The sequence below is a fragment of the Spirosoma taeanense genome (assembly GCF_013127955.1).
Lineage (GTDB): Bacteria > Bacteroidota > Bacteroidia > Cytophagales > Spirosomataceae > Spirosoma > Spirosoma taeanense.
This window is the reverse complement of record NZ_CP053435.1, coordinates 2,671,469-2,690,249: the sequence shown is the minus strand read 5'-3', so window position 1 is coordinate 2,690,249 and position 18,781 is coordinate 2,671,469. Positions and strand designations below refer to the sequence as shown.

At 54.8% G+C, this 18,781-nt stretch carries 13 protein-coding genes; 8 read left to right on the top strand and 5 right to left on the bottom strand.

What is annotated here, in order from left to right:
- Positions 1 to 17 precede the first annotated feature (17 nt).
- From HNV11_RS11310 to HNV11_RS11285, 6 genes are all read left to right on the top strand, one after another.
- Positions 18 to 1,268, top strand: coding sequence for a TolC family protein (locus HNV11_RS11310; RefSeq protein ID WP_171739768.1), 1,251 nt, complete (start codon positions 18 to 20; stop codon positions 1,266 to 1,268).
- 9 nt (positions 1,269 to 1,277) lie between these two features.
- Positions 1,278 to 2,372, top strand: coding sequence for an efflux RND transporter periplasmic adaptor subunit (locus HNV11_RS11305; protein ID WP_171739767.1), 1,095 nt, complete (start codon positions 1,278 to 1,280; stop codon positions 2,370 to 2,372).
- Positions 2,372 to 5,512: an efflux RND transporter permease subunit gene (locus HNV11_RS11300; protein WP_171739766.1), complete on the top strand. Its 3,141-nt coding sequence runs from the start codon at positions 2,372 to 2,374 to the stop codon at positions 5,510 to 5,512. Before HNV11_RS11305 ends, HNV11_RS11300 begins: the two co-directional genes overlap by 1 nt.
- Positions 5,513 to 5,909: 397 nt before the next feature.
- On the top strand, positions 5,910 to 7,046 hold the full coding sequence (locus tag HNV11_RS11295) for an efflux RND transporter periplasmic adaptor subunit (RefSeq protein WP_171739765.1): 1,137 nt from the start codon (positions 5,910 to 5,912) through the stop codon (positions 7,044 to 7,046).
- Positions 7,047 to 7,135: 89 nt separating this feature from the next.
- A complete protein-coding gene (locus HNV11_RS11290; RefSeq protein WP_171739764.1) occupies positions 7,136 to 10,357 on the top strand; it encodes an efflux RND transporter permease subunit in 3,222 nt (1,073 codons plus the stop codon).
- A complete protein-coding gene (locus HNV11_RS11285; protein ID WP_171742153.1) occupies positions 10,335 to 11,789 on the top strand; it encodes a TolC family protein in 1,455 nt (484 codons plus the stop codon). Before HNV11_RS11290 ends, HNV11_RS11285 begins: the two co-directional genes overlap by 23 nt.
- 303 nt (positions 11,790 to 12,092) lie before the next feature.
- Here HNV11_RS11285 and HNV11_RS11280 read toward each other — a convergent pair whose 3' ends face one another.
- On the bottom strand, positions 12,093 to 13,037 hold the full coding sequence (locus HNV11_RS11280; protein WP_171739763.1) for a PLP-dependent cysteine synthase family protein: 945 nt from the start codon (positions 13,035 to 13,037) through the stop codon (positions 12,093 to 12,095).
- Positions 13,038 to 13,213: 176 nt separating this feature from the next.
- Here HNV11_RS11280 and HNV11_RS11275 point away from each other — a divergent pair, with 176 nt between their 5' ends.
- Positions 13,214 to 13,570 (top strand): SpoIIAA family protein, encoded by a 357-nt coding sequence (locus tag HNV11_RS11275; protein ID WP_171739762.1) that lies wholly within the window; start codon positions 13,214 to 13,216, stop codon positions 13,568 to 13,570.
- A 55-nt stretch (positions 13,571 to 13,625) separates the two neighbouring features.
- On the opposite strand, the gene HNV11_RS11270 is transcribed toward HNV11_RS11275, so the two are convergent.
- Complete coding sequence (locus tag HNV11_RS11270) at positions 13,626 to 13,844, bottom strand: heavy-metal-associated domain-containing protein (RefSeq protein WP_171739761.1); 219 nt, start codon at positions 13,842 to 13,844, stop codon at positions 13,626 to 13,628.
- A gap of 215 nt (positions 13,845 to 14,059) precedes the next feature.
- Between HNV11_RS11270 and HNV11_RS11265 the strand changes: the two genes are divergently transcribed.
- A complete protein-coding gene (locus HNV11_RS11265) occupies positions 14,060 to 15,466 on the top strand; it encodes a chloride channel protein (protein ID WP_171739760.1) in 1,407 nt (468 codons plus the stop codon).
- A 51-nt stretch (positions 15,467 to 15,517) separates the two neighbouring features.
- Here the strand turns inward: HNV11_RS11265 and HNV11_RS11260 are convergent, their stop codons facing one another.
- The 3 genes from HNV11_RS11260 to HNV11_RS11250 form a co-directional block, all read right to left on the bottom strand.
- A complete protein-coding gene (locus HNV11_RS11260; RefSeq protein WP_171739759.1) occupies positions 15,518 to 16,330 on the bottom strand; it encodes a sterol desaturase family protein in 813 nt (270 codons plus the stop codon).
- A 211-nt stretch (positions 16,331 to 16,541) separates the two neighbouring features.
- The gene (locus HNV11_RS11255) at positions 16,542 to 17,918 is read right to left on the bottom strand and encodes a sensor histidine kinase (protein ID WP_171739758.1); all 1,377 of its coding nucleotides are present in this window, start codon (positions 17,916 to 17,918) and stop codon (positions 16,542 to 16,544) included.
- A 22-nt stretch (positions 17,919 to 17,940) separates the two neighbouring features.
- On the bottom strand, positions 17,941 to 18,618 hold the full coding sequence (locus HNV11_RS11250) for a response regulator (protein ID WP_171739757.1): 678 nt from the start codon (positions 18,616 to 18,618) through the stop codon (positions 17,941 to 17,943).
- Positions 18,619 to 18,781 lie beyond the last annotated feature (163 nt).

Below are 18,781 nucleotides of genomic sequence, written 5' to 3'. Positions count from 1 at the left end.
ATCAATTGATTTTCCTAATGATTAAGCTAATCATCTGGGCACTCCTGCTGTTTGGCCTGAGCGCTCAGGGACAGGATACGCTTTCAATTACCCTGCGGCAGGTCGATAGTCTGTTCCTGCAGCGTAACCTGCTGGCGCTGGCGGGCCGCTACCAGATCGAAGCAGCCCAGGCCCAGATCATTCAGGCCCGGCTGCTCGATAACCCAACGATCAATGCCGAGCTGAATGCATATAATCCGGCCCTGCGCCGACCGCTTGATGTAGGCTCAAATGGGCAGAAAGCGTTTTCCATTCAGCAGACAATCCTGCTGGCGGGCAAACGCAGTAAGCGCGTGGCCGTTGCCACCGAGCAGGCCCGACTGACCGAACTCCAGTTTGCCGATCTGCTCCGGTCGCTCCGGTTCGACTTGCGTAGCCGTTTTTACGAAATTTATTTCACGCAGAACACGCTGTCGGTGTATAACAGCCAGCGGGCCCGGCTGACCGAAACGGTTCAGGCGTTTGAGCGGCAGTATAATCGAAATAACGTAGCCCTGCGCGAACTGGTCCGGCTCAAAGCCCTGCTGCTTCAGCTGAATAACGATCAGCTGGAACTTCAGAACCAACTGGCCGGGCAGCAACGCGACCTGCGAACGCTGCTGCAGACAACGGCTACCATCCGGCCTGTTACGTCGAACACCGATTTGCTTCGCTACGGCGCTACCCTGCCCGAGTTGAGCCGAGCTATTGATCTGGCTTTCGAGAACCGACCCGATCTGCGCGGGGCCGAAGTGGCCGTACGGCAGGCCGACGCCAATCTGTCGCTGCAAAAAGCCCTGGCCACACCAGACTTACGCGTCGGCGGACTTTACGACCAGAACGCGAGCTATACACCTAATTACACGGCCGTAACGGTGAGCATGGACCTGCCGCTGCTCAATAAAAACCAGGGAAACATTCGCTCGGCGCGGGCGCAGGCCGATTACCTGCGGCTGGCTCAGCGTAACGTCCGGACAATGGTTGAAAACGAGGTGCAGGCCGCCCTGCAGCAGATTCAGCAGACCGAAGCCGCTTACCAGTCGATTGATCGCAGCTTCCCGGCGCAGTTTGACGAACTCAACCAGGGCGTGCTGCGCAATTTCGAACGGGGGAATCTGTCGCTTATTGAGTTTGTCGATCTGTTCGAGACCTATCTCCAGAACGTACAGCAGCTCAACCGGCTCAGTGCCGACCGCATTAACGCCTACGAACAACTCAATTTCACGGTCGGCACCGACCTGTTCAAGTAACGAACCTTCATGAATGCACTCAAAGTCCTTATCAATATAGGTCTGCTGGGCCTGCTTATAGCCTGTTCGACCAAACCCGAACCGGCTCAGGATGATTCGAAACAGGAAGCGTTTACCCTGACGGATACCATGCTGAGCCGCATCCAGACCGAAGAAGTCAAACCCGAACCGATCCGGAGTCAGCTGCGGCTCATTGGCCGGGTTGTACCCGACGAGAACCGCGTCATCCGGGTGTTTCCGCTGGTGGGTGGCAATGTCCGCGATGTCCGGGCCGAACTGGGCGACTATGTCCAGAAAGGTCAGACGCTGGCCATAATTCAGTCGGGCGAAGTGGCTGGCTACAACAGCGAGTTAACCCAGGCGCAGGCCGAACTCCGGCTGGCGCAGAAAAATCTTCAGGTGGCGCAGGATATGTTTGCCGACAAGCTGAGTTCGGAGCGCGACGTGCTGGCGGCCCGCAAGGAGGTGGAACGCGAACAGGCCGAACTGGCCCGCCTGAAGGAAGTCCTTCAGATCTACGGTGCCGATCAGCAATCGCAGTCGCTGGTGAAAGCACCCATTTCCGGCTACGTCCTAGAGAAGAACATCAACCGGGGTACGCAGCTTCGCTCCGATGACGCCAACGCGGTTTTCACCATTTCGCAGCTAAACGAAATCTGGGTGCTGGCCAACGTCAACGAGTCGGACATTGGCCGGATAAAAACCGGTCTGTCGGCCCAGATTCAGACGCTGAGCTATCCCGACCGGGTGTTTCACGGTACCGTCGATAAGGTATACAACGTGCTGGATCAAAGCACGAAAACGATGCAGATACGGGTCCGGCTGGCAAACGAGCAGATGCTGCTCAAACCCGGCATGAACGCCAGCGTCACCCTCTCCTTTGAGGAGGGCGGCACCCTGCCGGTGATTCCGGCCAAAGCTCTGATCTTCGACAAGAGCAAGCAGTTTGTGATGGTTTTCCACGACCGGAAACGGATCGACACTCGCGAGGTGCAGGTGTACCGCTCGCAGGGCGATGTGGCCTATATCCGCTCGGGCCTGAAACCAGGCGAGCGGGTCATCACGCAGTCACAGTTACTGATCTATGACGCCCTAAACGACTAATGAACAACCTCATCAAATCCATTCTTGGCTTTTCCCTGAAGAACCGGTTCTTCGTGTTCTTTATGGTTGGCACGTTGGTGGCGGCTGGCGTTTATAGCTATCTCAACACCCCCATCGAAGCGTTTCCGGACGTAACCAACACGCAGATTATTGTGGTGACGGAGTGGAACGGGCGCTCGGCGGAGGAGGTCGAACGCTTCGTTACGGTACCCATTGAAGTGGCCATGAATTCGGTGCAGCGCAAGACCAACGTACGCTCGATTACGATGTTCGGCCTGTCGGTGATGAAGATTATTTTCGAGGATAACGTGGATGATTTCTTTGCCCGGCAGCAGGTTACCAACCAGCTCCGAACCGTCTCGCTGCCCGAGGGTGTGGATCCGGATATTCAGCCGCCCTACGGTCCCACCGGCGAGATTTTCCGGTACACACTCAAATCCGACAGCCGCGACACCCGCGAACTGCTGACCCTGCAGAACTGGGTCATTGACCGGCAGCTCCGGGCCGTGCCGGGCGTAGCCGACATCGTTGCTTTCGGCGGGCGGGAGAAGACCTATGAGGTAAGCGTCAACCCGATGCAGCTCCAGAAATACGGGATTACGCCCTCCGAAGTCTATAACGCGGTTACCCAGAATAATCTCAACGTGGGGGGCGACGTCATCGAGAAAAACGGGCAGGCTTACGTCGTGCGCGGCATTGGTCTGCTGACGAACATCGCCGATATCGAGAACATCATCGTTGATGAACAGGGCGGTCTGCCGGTCCTCGTCCGCGACGTAGCGCAGGTCATCGAATCCAACCAGCCGCGCGTGGGTCAGGTGGGATTGAATGGCAATGACGACGTTGTGGAGGGGATTATCGTGCAGCGCAAGGGCGAAAACCCCAGCGAAGTGCTGGCCCGGGTGAAAGCCAAAATTGCTGAGCTAAACGAAAAAGTGCTGCCCTCCGACGTCAAAATGGTCACCTTCTACGACCGCGACAATCTGATGACGTACTGCACCGAAACAGTGCTGCACAACCTCGCCGAAGGGATTCTGTTCGTGACGGTAATCGTGTTTCTGTTCATGGCCGACTGGCGCACAACGCTCATTGTCAGCATCATCATCCCGCTGGCGCTGCTGTTTGCCTTCCTATGTATGCGGCTGCGGGGCATGTCGGCCAACCTGCTGTCGATGGGGGCCGTTGATTTTGGCATCATCATCGACGGCGCGGTGGTGATGGTAGAAGGCATCTTCGTCGTGCTCGATCACCGGGCGCACCAGGTCGGCATGGCTAAATTCAATAAGCTGGCCAAGCTCGGTCTGATTCGCAAAACCGGCACGGAGCTGGGCAAGGCCGTTTTCTTCTCGAAGCTGATTATCATTACGGCCCTGCTGCCCATTTTCTCGTTCGAGAAAGTGGAGGGCAAAATGTTCAGTCCGCTGGCCTGGACGCTAGGGTTCGCCCTGCTGGGCGCGTTGATTTTCACCCTGACGCTGGTGCCGGTACTCTGCTCAATCCTGCTGAACCGGAACGTAAAGGAGAAAAACAATCCGGTCGTTAACTTCTTCAACCGCATCATTACGCGCGGCTTCGGCTGGACCTACGCGCACCGCAAACTGAGTATGCTCCTGGCACTGGCGTTCATGGGTCTGACGTTCGCATCGGCTTCGCTGCTGGGTACGGAGTTCCTGCCGCAGTTGAATGAAGGCGCCCTGTGGGTAGAAGCCAAGTTACCCATGAGCAGTTCGCTAAACGAGACGACCAAAATGGTGCGGGTTCTGCGAAGCAAACTGATGGGCTTTCCGGAGGTGAACGGAGTGCTGTCGCAGACGGGCCGCTCCAACGACGGTACCGACCCGTCGGGTTTTTATTACGTACAGATGCAGGTCAATCTGAAGCCCAAAAAAGAGTGGACCCGTAAGATCACGACCGATCAGCTGATTGAGGAGATGGATGCTAAACTGAAACAGTTTCAGGGCATCAACTACAACTACTCGCAGCCCATCATCGACAACGTAGCCGAAGCCGTTGCGGGTATGAACGCCAGCAACGCGGTCAAAATTTTCGGCAACGACCTCGACGAACTAGACCACTACGCTGATCAGGTCATTGAGGCCATCCGCGATGTGCCGGGCGTAAAAGACGTCGGTATTCTGCGGAACGTTGGCCAGCCCGAAATGAGCATTTTCGTTGATAAGCAGAAAATGGCGTTTTACGGCGTTCGGGTGGGCGATGCCGAAGCGGTTATTGAAATGGCAATTGGGGGCAAAACGGCCAGTCAGTTATACGAGGGCGAACGACGTTTCGACATCCGCGTTCGTTATCAGCCCGACTTCCGCAAGAACGAAGAAGACATCAGCCGGCTGATGGTGCCTACCATACGGGGCAACAAGATTCCGCTCAAGGAAATCGCCGAAATTCGTACACTTACCGGTCCCGCCTTTGTGTACCGCGACAAGAACAAACGGTTCATTGGCGTCAAGTTCTCGGTTCGGGAACGGGACCTGGGCAGCACCATTGCCGAAGCCCAGCGGAAAGTACAGCAGTCGGTGAAGTTTGAGCGGGGTTACGACGTAGAATGGACGGGTGAGTTCGAGAACCAGGTTCGGGCCACGAAACGGCTCAGTCAGGTGGTGCCGATTAGTTTGCTGGCCATTTTCGTGATTTTGTTCGTGCTGTTCGGCAACGTAAAAGATGCGGGGTTGGTCCTGCTCAACGTTCCGTTTGCGCTCATCGGCGGCATTCTGGCTCTGCACGCGACCGGCACCATTTTCGGCATCTCGGCGGGGGTGGGTTTCATCGCTCTGTTTGGCATCTGCGTCCAGAATGGAGTAATCCTGATTTCCGTCTTCAACAACAACCTGAACGATGGGATGACGCTTGATCAGGCGATTGCCGAGGGAGTCAGCGCCCGCATTCGGCCGGTGGTTATGACCGCCATGATGGCCGCCATTGGCCTGTTGCCCGCAGCCGTCAGCACCGGCATCGGCTCCGAAACGCAGAAGCCGTTGGCCATTGTCGTCATCGGCGGCCTTATTACAGCGACCGTACTGACACTACTCATCTTTCCAATTATCTACCGGTTTTTTAACCGGCACCGAGCGCACACGATCACCCGGCGAAATCGCCGAAAATCAGCGGACACAACCTTAGCGTAATCAGCCATAATCTAGGCAAAAAGGGGAGGCTTATGTTGGCCTCCCCTTTTTGTTTTTCTCCCGCCTGAAGCTGAATTATCAGAGCGTTTACGTACTCCCCTTTACGCAGGAATTCTTCTTCAGCTCCCCTTGTGAGGATTAAATTCTACTGGGAAGCAAATCGATTAGTGCTTTCAGCGCAGACAATGCCAATAGGTTTATATTATACTTTTTTTGTAATATTTTAATCTCTCCCTCCCCTTTCAGCTTAATTCTAAGGAAATTCTAAGAATTTTCTAAGCCACTCTTTAGTTAAGTTTTACAACTTGCAAACAGATTAAAACCGCATTAAAGCCAGTATTCAATAAATCAGTCTTTTCACCGTAGAACAAGATCTATTATCCAGCCCAACTTCTCTATGGATTATTATTCAGGCATAAAAGTCCTGCTCATAAGTCTCTTACTAGCCAGTTGTACAACCCGGAGCGAGACCGTAAAAGAGGATGAAAGTCCACGTCTTCCGGTTATTCAGCTGAGCAAACAGGATGCCACGCTCGATCATGATTACGCCAGCAACCTGGAAGCTGTTCAGAACGTAGAGGTTCGGGCTCGGGTGGCTGGTTATTTAGATAAAATTCTGGTTGATGAAGGCCAGTCCGTCCGGAAAGGCCAGCTGCTGTTCCAGCTCAACCAGGCGGAGTATCAGGTTAAAGTGGCCGAAGCGCAGGCCAGTCTGGAAAGTGCCACTGCCCAGGCGCAGTCGGCCGATGTAGAGATGAGCCGGGTGAAGCTGCTGGTCGACAAAAACGTCATTTCGCCTTCCGAACTAAAACTCGCCCGCGCCAAAAAAGAAACCGCCAGGGCCGCCATCGATCAGGCCAAGGCCGCACTGGCCAACGCCCGGCTGCTGGTTTCGCTGACCAGTATTCGCGCGCCGTTCAACGGGGTTATTAACCGGTTGCCGTATAAGCAGGGCAGCCTGATTGAAGACGGTGCTTTGCTCACAACCATTTCCGACCTGCAGGAGATGTACGCCTATTTTAACGTATCCGAAAAAGAGTATCTGTCTTTCGTTAAGAAACGGCGCGATCCCGAAAAAACAACCGTACGGGAGGTGGATCTGCTGCTGGCCGATGACACGCAGTATCCCCATAAAGGGAAGATAGAAACGGCAGAAACGGTCTTTGAAGGCAACTCGGGTACAATTGCCTTCCGGGCGCGCTTTCCCAACCCGAACCGGCTGCTCCGCCACGGTGCTACCGGCAAAATACGCATAACGACCGACGTCGACGACGCGGTTCTGGTGCCCCAGAAGGCCGTGTTTGAAGTGCAGGATAAGAACTTCGTTTACATCGTTGACGCCCGAAATAAGGTAAGCACGCGCAGTTTCGTACCGAGCAGCCGGGTCGACCAGTTCTATATTGTGCAGTCGGGCCTTAAACCCGGCGACCGGATTGTGTACGAGGGGTTACAGAACCTGAAAGACGGCATGACCATTGTGCCCAGAACCCTTCCGAGCGATAGCCTGCGGGCAATGTATGCAATGGCCCGTTAACGAATCTCAGTCGTTGCAGCGTCATTGTCTAACCGTCATTGTCATCACCTGCTCAGGTCGGGTATGGCAAACCCACAAATTTAACCGTTATGTTTAACACCTTCATCAAGAGGCCCTTACTCTCAACTGTCATCTCTGTCCTGATTGTTCTGTTGGGGGTACTGGCACTGTCGAGCCTGCCCGTTACGCAATTCCCCGATATTGTACCACCCTCGGTAACGGTAACGACCAGGTACACCGGCGCCAGCGCCGACGTTAGCGTAAAAGCCGTGGTGACGCCCCTGGAGCGAGCCATCAACGGCGTGCCGGGTATGACCTATATGACGTCGGTATCGGGGAATGACGGTACATCGATCATTACCGTTTTCTTTGCGGTAGGTACTGATCCCGACCTGGCATCGGTAAACGTTCAGAACCGCGTCACGACCGTACTCGACGAACTGCCCGAAGAAGTAATCAAGGCAGGGGTTGTAACGGAAAAAGAGGTAAACAGTATGCTGCTGTACCTCAACGTGGTAAGCGACGACCCAACGGTCGATGAAAAGTTTATCTACAACTTTGCCGATATCAATATTCTGGCCGAGCTCAAGCGGATAGATGGAGTCGGTTTTGCGGCCATTATGGGTAGCCGGGACTACTCCATGCGGGTATGGCTCAAGCCCGACCGCATGACGGTCTATGGCGTATCTGCCGATGATGTGATTGCCGGTATCCGGAAGCAGAACGTAGAGGCAGCCCCCGGTAAAGCCGGTGAAAGTGCCGACCGCGATCCCCAAACGCTTCAGTACGTGCTGCGGTATACAGGGAAATTCTTCGAGCCTGCCCAGTACGAGAACTTAGTCCTTCGTACTAACGATGATGGGTCACTGCTACGGCTTAAAGACGTAGCTGATGTAGAGTTTGGCTCTGCCGACTACGGCGTTTTATCAAAGACGGATGGCAAACCATCAGCAGCCATTATGCTCAAGCAGCGGCCCGGCTCCAACGCCCGCGAGGTAATTGCCAACGTAAAATCCCGCATGGTTGAGCTAAAGGAGCGGTCATTTCCCGCGGGCATGACTTACAACTATGCCTACGATGTGTCGCGTTTTCTGGATGCATCCATCGACAACGTCCTGCACACGCTGTTTGAGGCCTTTGTACTGGTGTTCATCATTGTGTTCCTGTTCCTGCAGGACTGGCGGGCTACGCTCATTTGCGCCCTGGCGGTGCCGGTTGCCCTGGTGGGTACGTTCGCCTTTATGAATATCATTGGTTTCTCTATTAACCTGCTCACCCTCTTTGCGCTGGTGCTGGCCATCGGTATTGTGGTAGACAATGCCATTGTGGTCGTAGAAGCCGTTCACGCCAAGATGGAAGAAGAGCACATTTCGCCCAGAGCAGCCACGTTCGGAGCCATGGGCGAAATTGCCGGAGCCATTGTTGCCATTACGCTGGTCATGTCGGCCGTGTTTGTGCCGGTGGCGTTCATGACTGGGCCGGTCGGAATTTTCTACCGGCAGTTTTCCCTGACGCTGGCTATTTCCATCGTCATTTCGGGCGTCAACGCCCTTACCCTAACGCCCGCGCTATGCGCTATTCTGCTGCGTCCGCATGAGCCGGGTGGCAAAAAAGGACTGCTGGGCAATTTCTTTGCCCGGTTCAATAAAGGGTATGATAAACTTGCCAACTGGTATAGTGGCCTGTTGCGCCCGCTGCTCAGCCGTAGTGTCATTACCTGGGGCATCCTGGCTGCGTTTGTCCTCGGTACGTGGGGCGTTAATGCCATATTGCCCAGCGGCTTCATTCCTACCGAAGACCAGGGCATGATCTACGCCAACGTAACAACCCCCGCCGGGGCAACCGTATCGAGAACGGAGAAAGTGCTGGACGAGATTGAGGCCCTGGCCCGCAAAGAAGATGCCGTGGAGAACGTTTCGACGCTGGCGGGATACAGTTTGCTCACCGATGGTGCCGGCGCGTCGTATGGCATGGGTATGATTAACCTCAAGCCCTGGGACGAGCGTAAAGAATCCATGCAGGATATGATTGCCAGACTAGAAGAAAAAGCTAAAACCATATCGGACGCCAGTATTCAGTTTTTTCCCCCACCTACGGTACCGGGCTTTGGCAACGCCAGTGGGTTTGAACTACGGTTGCTCGATGTGGGCCGGAGTGGCGATTTGCAGAAGATGACCGACGTCAATAAAGCCTTCATTGAGGCCCTCGGTAAGCGGCCCGAAATTCGGAATGCCTTTACGAGTTTCGATCCCAACTTCCCGCAGTACATGATCCACGTCGATCAGGAAAAAGCAGCTCAGAAAGGTGTTTCGATAGAAAACGCCATGGGCACGCTGCAAACGCTGATGGGTAGCTACTACGCGTCGAACTTTATCCGGTTTGGGCAAATGTACAAGGTGTATGTGCAGGCTGATCCTAGTTACCGCACCAAGCCCGAAGATGTGCTGACTATGCGCGTAAAGAATGACGAGGGCGAGATGGTCCCTTATTCCAATTTCGTTACGCTCGAACGGGTCTATGGACCCGAGCAGCTTACCCGCTACAACATGTATACCTCGGCCATGATCAATGGTGAGGCTGCACCGGGCTACAGCAGTGGCGACGCGATTACCGCTATTGAAGAAGTAGCTGCCCAAACCCTGCCGCGGGGCTTTAGCTTCGAATGGTCGGGCATGACCCGCGAGGAAGTCATGTCGGGCGACCAGGCGCTGTATATTTTCGCCATCTGTCTGGTGTTTGTGTATTTGCTGCTTGTGGCTCAGTACGAAAGCGTGCTACTGCCGCTGCCGGTTATTCTGTCGTTGCCCACGGGTATTTTCGGTTCGTTCCTGCTGTTGCAGGTGCTGGGGTTGCAGAACAACATCTACGCGCAGGTGGCGCTGGTCATGCTCATTGGCTTGCTGGGTAAGAATGCCATTCTGATTGTGGAGTTTGCCAACCAGCGGCAGAAAGAAGGCATCCCTATTGTGAAGGCAGCTATTGAAGGGGCCGTATCCCGGCTACGACCCATTCTAATGACCTCGTTTGCGTTCATTGCGGGTCTGGTACCCCTCATGATGGCAGCCGGAGCCGGAGCCGTAGGAAACCGCTCTATCGGAACGGCGGCAGCGGGAGGTATGCTTACCGGTACTCTTTTCGGCCTGTTCATAATTCCGGGTTTATATGTGTTTTTTGCCAAACTCGGTGAGCGGTTCGGGTCTAAACGTCCTACCGACGACGAACCTCAGGATGCTCATTCGCAGCAGTCCGAAGGTGATCAAATTGCAGTATCCACCCAAAATCATGTCAATGGCTCCGTTGTTCATTCATAAATCAGTAAAAACCTTTAGTTGTTTCTTCATGGCTCTGCTGGCGTTCAGCAGCTGTCAATTGCCCAGCCCCGTGCTTCAGCCAACGGCACGGCCCATGCCGGTTTCGTTTGCCGGAAGCTCCGACTCTGCGGGTATTGCGAGTCTGAACTGGCGCACCTTCTTCGGCGACCCCAACCTGGTTGAGCTGATCGACACCGCCCTCGCCAGCAATCTTGACCTGCGCATTGCCACGCAGCGGATTGAGCAGGCCCGGGCCACCTTTGCCTATAGCCGGGGATTTCTGGCTCCGCAGGTCAACGCCGTAGGGTCGGCCGGGGTGGACCGGTACGGACGTAATACGCTGAACGGAGTGGGTAACTTCGACACGAATCTGTCGGATAATATCCAGGGGAACCTTGTCATTCCTAACCCTACACCCGACTTTTTCCTGGGTGCCCGCAGCAACTGGGAGATCGACATCTGGGGTAAGCTCCGCAACCGGCGCAAGGCTGCCTACCTACGCCTGCTGGCCTCCGAAAAAGGCCGTCACGCGGTAATTACGGGGCTGGTGGCTGAAATCGCCCGGTATTATTTCACCTTGCTCGCTCTGGATAGTGAACTGGAAATTCTTCAAAAGAACATCAACTTCCAGCAGAATGCCCTTGAACTGGTCCGGATTCAGAAACAGGCCGGCCGGGTAACGGAGCTGGCCGTTCAGCAGTTTGCGGCTCAGTTGCTGAACACCCGGGGGCGGCAGGGCCAGGTACGACAGCAAATCATCGGGACTGAGAACCAGCTCAACCGGCTGCTGGGTCGGTATCCGCTGTCGATTATCCGGGGTCGCTCCCTGCAGGAACGTGAACTGCCCGGTCAGGTTTTAACCGGCATACCCGCGCAGATGCTCGTCCGCCGACCCGACATCCGGCAGGCCGAACTCGAACTGCAGGCGGCAAACATCGACATAGACGTAGCGCGGGCGGAGTTTCTGCCCAGCCTGAACCTGTCGGCCTATCTGGGTCTGAACTCTTTTCGGGCCTCGACCCTGTTCAATCCGGCCTCCATTGCCGCGGGTCTGCTGGGCGGACTATCGGCCCCGGTGTACAACCGGCGTTTTGTCAAAGCCAACTATCAGGGGTCGCTGGCTCAGAGCCGCGAAGCCTTCTATCGGTACCGGCAGACGATTCTGACGGGGTTCAGCGAGGTAACGACGAGTTTGCGGGGGGTAGAGAATTACCGGAATGTCGCGGAAATTCAGGCGCAGGAAGTAGGCGCGCTGCGGCAGGCGGTATCAATCTCAAACGATCTGTTTGTGGGCGGATATGCGTCGTATCTGGAGGTTATTACGGCCCAGCGGAGCGTACTGGAAGCCGAACTGGCCCTGATCAATACCAAACAGGCGCAGTATCTGGCCCTGACGGATTTGTATCGGGCACTGGGTGGCGGCTGGGAATAGCCCGCGTATGGTTCGGGTACTGCGGACGTACACACAAATATTAGGTGGTCAAAAAAAATCCTACCGGTAGTCTATATGCTCCAGTAGGATTCCTTAACACCTAAAACAACTATGAAGAAAAGCCTTGGTCTAGCTTTACGTGAATCCTCGTCAGAAGTACTCACATTGGCAATATCCGGTACGAACCTAAGAGTGGGCTTAATAAAAGCTTAGAATTCGCTTAGAGATAGAAACAGCCTAAAAGCCGAACGGCGCACTCAGAAAGGTGCGCCGTTCGGCTTTATCGGATGCGGGCATTAGAATTTACCCATCAAAGAGACCACTGGCCAGGTATTTCAGGCCGGAGTCGCAGGCCACGGTTACGACCACCTGATCAGGGCCCAATTCCAGACCCAGATCAATAGCAGCCGCTACGTTTAGTCCGCTGGATGTTCCGGCCAGAATGCCTTCGCGGGCGGCCAGCAATCTGGCCATCTCGCGGGCCCGGGCTTCTTCTACGGTCCGAACCTCATCGTAACCCTCTGGCGTCAGCATCGGTGGAACAAAGCCTACGCTGACTCCATCAACAGTGTGGCTGCCTTTTCGGCCCTGCGAAATAATGGGCGACGAGGCCGGTTCCAGCACCACCACGCGGGTAGCGGGGTTTGCCTGTTTTAACTCCTGCGCTACTCCCATCAGCATTCCGGCCGTACCAACCGCCCCGCAGAAGGCCGTTATGGGTTTATTCAGCTGCGCGAGAATTTCCCGGCCCATCTGCCCATAGCCCGCCAGCGCGTCGGTATTCTGAAACTGCTGTGTCCAGTAGGCATCGGGCTGACTGCCGATTTCAGTGGCTCGTTCGATCATTCGTGGAATCAGGTCGGGTGTAATTTTGCCGCCCTCGCTGGGTATTAATTCCAGTTCAGCGCCCATCAGTCGCATCGACTGAAGTTTTTCCCGCGCAAAGGCGTCCGACGATACCACCCTGAACCGATAACCTTTTACCGCGCACACAAACGCCAGCGAACTGCCCGTACTACCAGCGGTGCATTCAACAACGGTCATGCCGGGTTTTAGCGTACCTCGTTTTTCGGCTTCTTCAATGATGGCCAGGGCCATCCGGTCTTTATACGAACCCGTGGGGTTAACGTATTCCAGTTTTACGTAAATAGCCGCACAGCCGGGCGGTACGATGTTTATTAATCGAACCAGGGGCGTGTTTCCTACAGCGCCGACAAGACTTTCGGTATGGGTAGCGGGTTGGATCATAGGGTTGGCAGGAAGCATACCGGCTGACTCCCAGCGAGTCGGCCCGGTAGCAAGTTATCAATTTTGGCTAGCTTGTCGCAGTATTGATATTACGAAGCGGCAGGGCTTCGTGCTGCCGTTTTCAAACCGGCGCGGCAGGTGGATAGTTAAGTTAATGACCAACAACTAGCCAAGCCATGATACAGCCAATCGATTTACAGGCCGACAATGTCTTTGCCTACCGTATTGAGGGGGAAGTAAGAGCCAGTGAGATGCGGCCACTGGTCAATATTCTCGAAACCAAGCTCCAGCAACACAAGAAAATGCGGCTTTACGCCGAATACGTAGGGGTTGAAGATGTCTCACTGACCGCCGTCTGGGAAGACCTGAAATTTAATTTTTCCCACCTGACCGACTTTGAGAAAGCCGCCATCGTAACCGACCGGGACTGGATTGGCCTTTCGGCGGGACTGGTTGGCCTGATTCCGGGGCTGGACGTAAAATTCTTTACATTTGCCGAGCAGGAACAGGCCCGTCAGTGGGTAAAAAGATAGGAAATGATAAGCCAGCCTATGTTCAGACAGGCTGGCTTATCCGGACATCCTGCGCTCAGGCGTTGACGAGTTCGGCCTTGTACCCCGCTTTTTCGACCGCCTGCTTCACTACGTCGGCAATGCGGTTGTCGGTTGTCTGCACCGTCAGGAGTTTATCGGGGCTATCGGTGTTGACGTTCCAGCCATCCACCTGCTCAATGTCGTTGAGATAAGGCGTTACGGTCGCCACACAGTTACTGCATTTGATATTGGTTTTGAAATTGAGTGTTTCCATAGATTTACTTTTGTCTATTTTTCTTCCTGTAACTAAAAATCAGCCTGACATGCCTGATTAAAATGACAGAAAGGCCATTTAGAATCGTCCTGTATGTCTGGTAAACAGCGAAACGCCAAAAAAAGAGCTTAGAATTTCCTTAGAATTTAAGCGCGTCGTTAATCAGTTTCCAAAGCCTGTCGTTACTCCATAAACCGCTACTATCTTCTTACCGGATGCCTGAGAAAACTTCCCGATATACGCGGCTACTGGCCTGGATCGACCAGCACATCATTCGTTTACTCTATACCGAGCGCGTCCGTCGGGTTATTCTGCAAAGTCTTCCGTTCTGGGTTGCCTCGCTGCTGACCGGTCTGACGGCCGTTGGTTACGAAGAACTGTTCGTCTGGGCTGAGGAAACTTGTTTTGAGTGGCTGTATGCCCAGCCACTGCTGGCGTTTGTGCTGACGCCCATCGCCTTTCTGGGTTCCTGGCTTTTAGTAAAGAAACTGGCCCCGGCCGCGCGGGGAAGCGGCATTCCGCAGGTCATGGCGGGTATTGAACTATCGAGCCCAACGATGCACAGCCGCACGGCCTATCTGCTTAGTCTGCGCGTAGCTATCGTTAAAGTTCTCAGCAGCGCGGTGTTGCTGCTGGGCGGGGGCGTCATCGGGCGCGAAGGCCCAACCATCCAGATTTCGGCGGCCATCTTCCGGGCGATCAACCGATTGCAACCAACTGGCTGGCCCCAGTTGTCTCGTCAAATTGCCCTCATTACGGGTGGTGCGGCCGGACTGGCAGCCGCGTTTAATACGCCCATGGGCGGTATCGTGTTCGTGGTCGAAGAACTCACCCAGACGCATATCACCCGCTTCCGGACGGCGGTGTTTACGGCCGTCATTATTGCCGGTATGACAGCCCAGGCTATTCAGGGACCTTATTTATACCTTGGCTTTCCGAAAGTACAGGCTACGGCCGGCTGGTTTCTGGGCGTGGTGGTGCTGGTTGCGCTGCTGTGTGGTCTGGCCGGGGCCCTATTCGCCAAAACGTTGTTATGGCTGAACCGATATCGGCAACGTTTCACCACAACGGCTTCGCAGGTTGGTTGGGTAGCGGGCTGTGGACTCCTGCTGGCAGGGCTGGCCTTCTGGGTTGGTGCCGATGCCTTTGGAACCGGCAAACCCATCATTAACCGACTCCTTTTTCAGAATACCGGTCAAACACCCTGGTATCTGTTTCCCGTCCGGTTTGCCGGTATGGCGCTCAGCTATAGCGGTGGGGGTGCCGGGGGCATATTCGCTACGTCGCTGAGCGCGGGGGCTGTCCTCGGCGATGGGCTGTCCCGGCTGGCGCATGTAGCCCCCCGCGATCATAATCTGATTATACTGGTCAGCATGGTTAGTTTTTTGACGGGGGTGGTGCGCTCGCCCTTCACCGCGGCCATCCTGGTGCTGGAAATGACAGATCGCCATTCAGCCATTTTCCAGTTGCTGCTGGGCGCTCTGATGGCGCAGGGAGCCGCGTCGCTGATTGATCCGGTATCGTTCTACGAACACCTGAAAGAAGGATTCGTTCGCGAAACCATCGCGCAGACCCCGTCCGAAATCCCGGCTCATAAACCGCAGAAGCAGCCTGTCGGTTAGCCGGTGCAAGGTCTGGCCCGTTTCGTTCCTTCCGGCGACATTGTTACCCGACTAGCTATTACGTTCCCGGCTGGTGCCTGTGTTGCGGAAAGGCATGACCAGCAGATGCCAGAGCGACGTAGAAACTTCACGCGGATACTCTACCAGTCCAAAGCGAATGGCTCGTACATCCGCCGGATAGCGAAACGTACCGAACAGCCGGTCCCAGACAGAGAAAATATCAGCGAAGTTGGAATCGGTTTCCGGCTGGTAATCTGAGTGATGTACCTTGTGCACATTGGGCGTAATGAAGACGTAGCTCAGCCATTTGTCGAGCGTATGGGGCAGCGACAGGTTGGCGTGTTGCAGCATGGTAAAGGCCGTAAAGGTCAGAAAGTAAGCCGACGCCCCCAGCAGGGGATACCCGACAATCAGCTGTAAAACCATCTGAATCGGGATGGTAACAATCAACTCGCCCGGATGAACGCGCCCGGTGGTTGTCGCATCGAGGTCGGCATCGGCATGATGAACGCGATGAAATCGCCAGATGAGCGGGTTTCGGTGCCGTATCATCCGATGAGTCCAGTATTCCGTGCAGTCAAACAGTGCTACGGTTAACAAAACTTCAACGCCCAGCGGTAAGTCAACCTGACGTAGCAAACCGAACTGATGGCGCTCGGCCCAGGCGATGGTTTCTACCAGAAAAACCGCCAGCAAGCCATTGCACACGAGCCCGATCAGCATCAGAGCCATGTTATTGGCACCGTGCCAGATTCGGCGTTCACGTCCGCCAATCAGCGGCACAACTGTTTCCAGAAGAAGATACAGGCCCAACGAACCGTAAAGGACATACGGCTGAAACCCATCAAGTTGTTCGGCTGTCATCGGTTTAAGATCTGTCTATTTCCACGAACAACTCCCTGAGCACCTGCGTCTACTGGTTTGTTCGCGTCTGATTGTAAAGACTCAAACCTCGGCTATTTTTCTCAGAAGCTTTTTCAAAGTTGGGACAGATTATATCGTGTTTGGGACAAATCTCTGGCAATAGGTCTTCTCGCAGAAAAGAATAATGCGCTGGATGATACCTGCGATTGGCTCAGAGCGCCTGGCGACGTGGTAGCTTCACCTGAAATACGGTCGGCTCACCTTCTGCCGACGTAACCGTCAGCTGGCCCTGGTGCAGACGAATGATCTGTTTTACCAGGGGGAGTCCTACCCCGTAGCCCCGCACGTCGGCCGTTTGGCGGGCTCGGTAAAACGGCTCGAAAATATATGGCAGATCATTGGCCGGAATAGGGTCGCCGTCGTTCTGCACACTGACGCACACAGCATCTTCCCTGAACTCGACAGAGAGCAACGCCCGGCCATCCGACGAGAACTTACAGGCGTTTTCGGTCAGGTTTTTAATGGCCGTTCGCAGCAGCGACGTATTGCCCAGTATCGTGAGCTGGTCGAAATCGTCGGGTAGTTCGCCCAGGTCAACCGTTACGTCGTAGCGTGTGTTAATCCCACTGACCTCCTCCCGCACATCCCACACAATTTCGTCCAGCCGCACCGAATCGGTCAGCAATCCGGCTGCGTCGGCCTCAGTCACCTGCGAGAGTTGCAGGAGTTCGCGCGTCAGCGTGGACAGATTCCCGACGTCTTCCAGCACCGACCGGATCGTTTGCTGATAGGCTTCGGGCTCGCGCCGATTTAACAGACTCACCTCCAGCTGCGAATTGATCTGCGTCAGGGGGTTTTTCAACTCGTGCGACACGTTGGCTACGAACATGCGCTGCAGCCGGAAGGATTCTTCCAGGCGGTCGAGCAATCGGTTGATCGTTGTTGACAACCGACTGATTTCATCGTTTTCCCGGCTGACAGGCAGCCGCTCGTGCAGCGTACGCGGGAATATATCGCTAAGCTGCTCTTCAATATCCTGCATGGGTCGGAGCGCATCGCCCGCGTAAAGCCGTCCCGCGAAAGCTACAATCCCGACGATGGCTAGAAAAAGACTCCCGAATGTCCAGAGCATATAGAGCAGAAACTGATCGCCATACACGTTCCGGGCGCTGGCCACGACAACGTACGTTCCCCCCGGCAAGTCATAGCGGGCACCCGATACATAATAGCGATGCCAGCGGAAATCACGCCGTTTCTGCCGCCGGATCTCGTCTAATTCGCGGGCGGGCAGGCCCAGCCGGATGGCGTCGTTGGTGGTAAAAACTGGCGTATTCCGGGCGTCGTAGATCATAATCTTCTGATCGGGAAGCTGATCTTTACGAAGCTGGTTCATACGCCGGAGCAGTTGCGGCTCCATCTGCTGCCGCAGGAACAGTTCGCCGTAGGTGTGGGCTTTGCGGTCCAGCCGGTTATTGAAGTCGGACGTAATGTAATACCAGCAAAACCCGTAGATACTGGCGAACGTCAGGGCCAGAATGGCCGAAACCAGGCCGGTAAAGCGCAGCGTCAGACGGGTGCGAATGGTCATGGTAATCTTGCAGACGGCTACTTTAATCTTCTTTCAGAACGTACCCCATCCCGAACTGCGTATGGATCAGTTTTTTCGAAAAATCCTTATCAACCTTTTTTCGCAGGTAATTGATGTACACCTCCACGACGTTCGTGCCCGTATCGAAATTCAGGTCCCAGACGTGTTCGGCAATGTCGGGTTTCGACAACACTCGGCCCTGATTACGCATCAAATACTCAAGCAGGGCAAACTCACGAGCGGTCAGATCAATCGGCTGACCATCGCGGCTGACAGCCTTCGCATCAAGATTCATTTCCAGTCCGGCATAGCGAAGCGTCTGGGCCGTCATAGACACCATGGAGCTTCGTTTGGTCAGCGATCGCACGCGGGCCAGCAGTTCAGCAAACTGAAAAGGTTTGGTCAGGTACTGATCGGCCCCGGCGTCGAAGCCGCTGATCTTATCTTCTGTTTCGCCCAGGGCTGTCAACAAAAGAACCGGAGTTGTCAGTCCCTGCTGACGTAACTCCCGAACCAGCTCGAAGCCGTTCAGGCCGGGAATGACCACATCACTGATAATAAGCGCATAGGTATTTTTCAAGGCCAACCGCTTCGCAATCAGGCCATCGTAGGCAATATCAACCTCAAACTGACTTTCCTCCAATCCCTGCTGAATGGCCTGTAAGGTTTTGGGTTCATCCTCAACAACTAAAATCTTCATAGTGGAAACGAAACGTCACGAAGTCCTTAACCGGCTAATCTGTTACTTGTTCACAACGTACAGCCATAAGCCAGTCGGAGCCGGCCCTATAAGTTCCGGGTGTTATCCCCGGGCGTTTAATCAGAATACAAACTATATTTATGCGAATAGTTGTATTAAATCT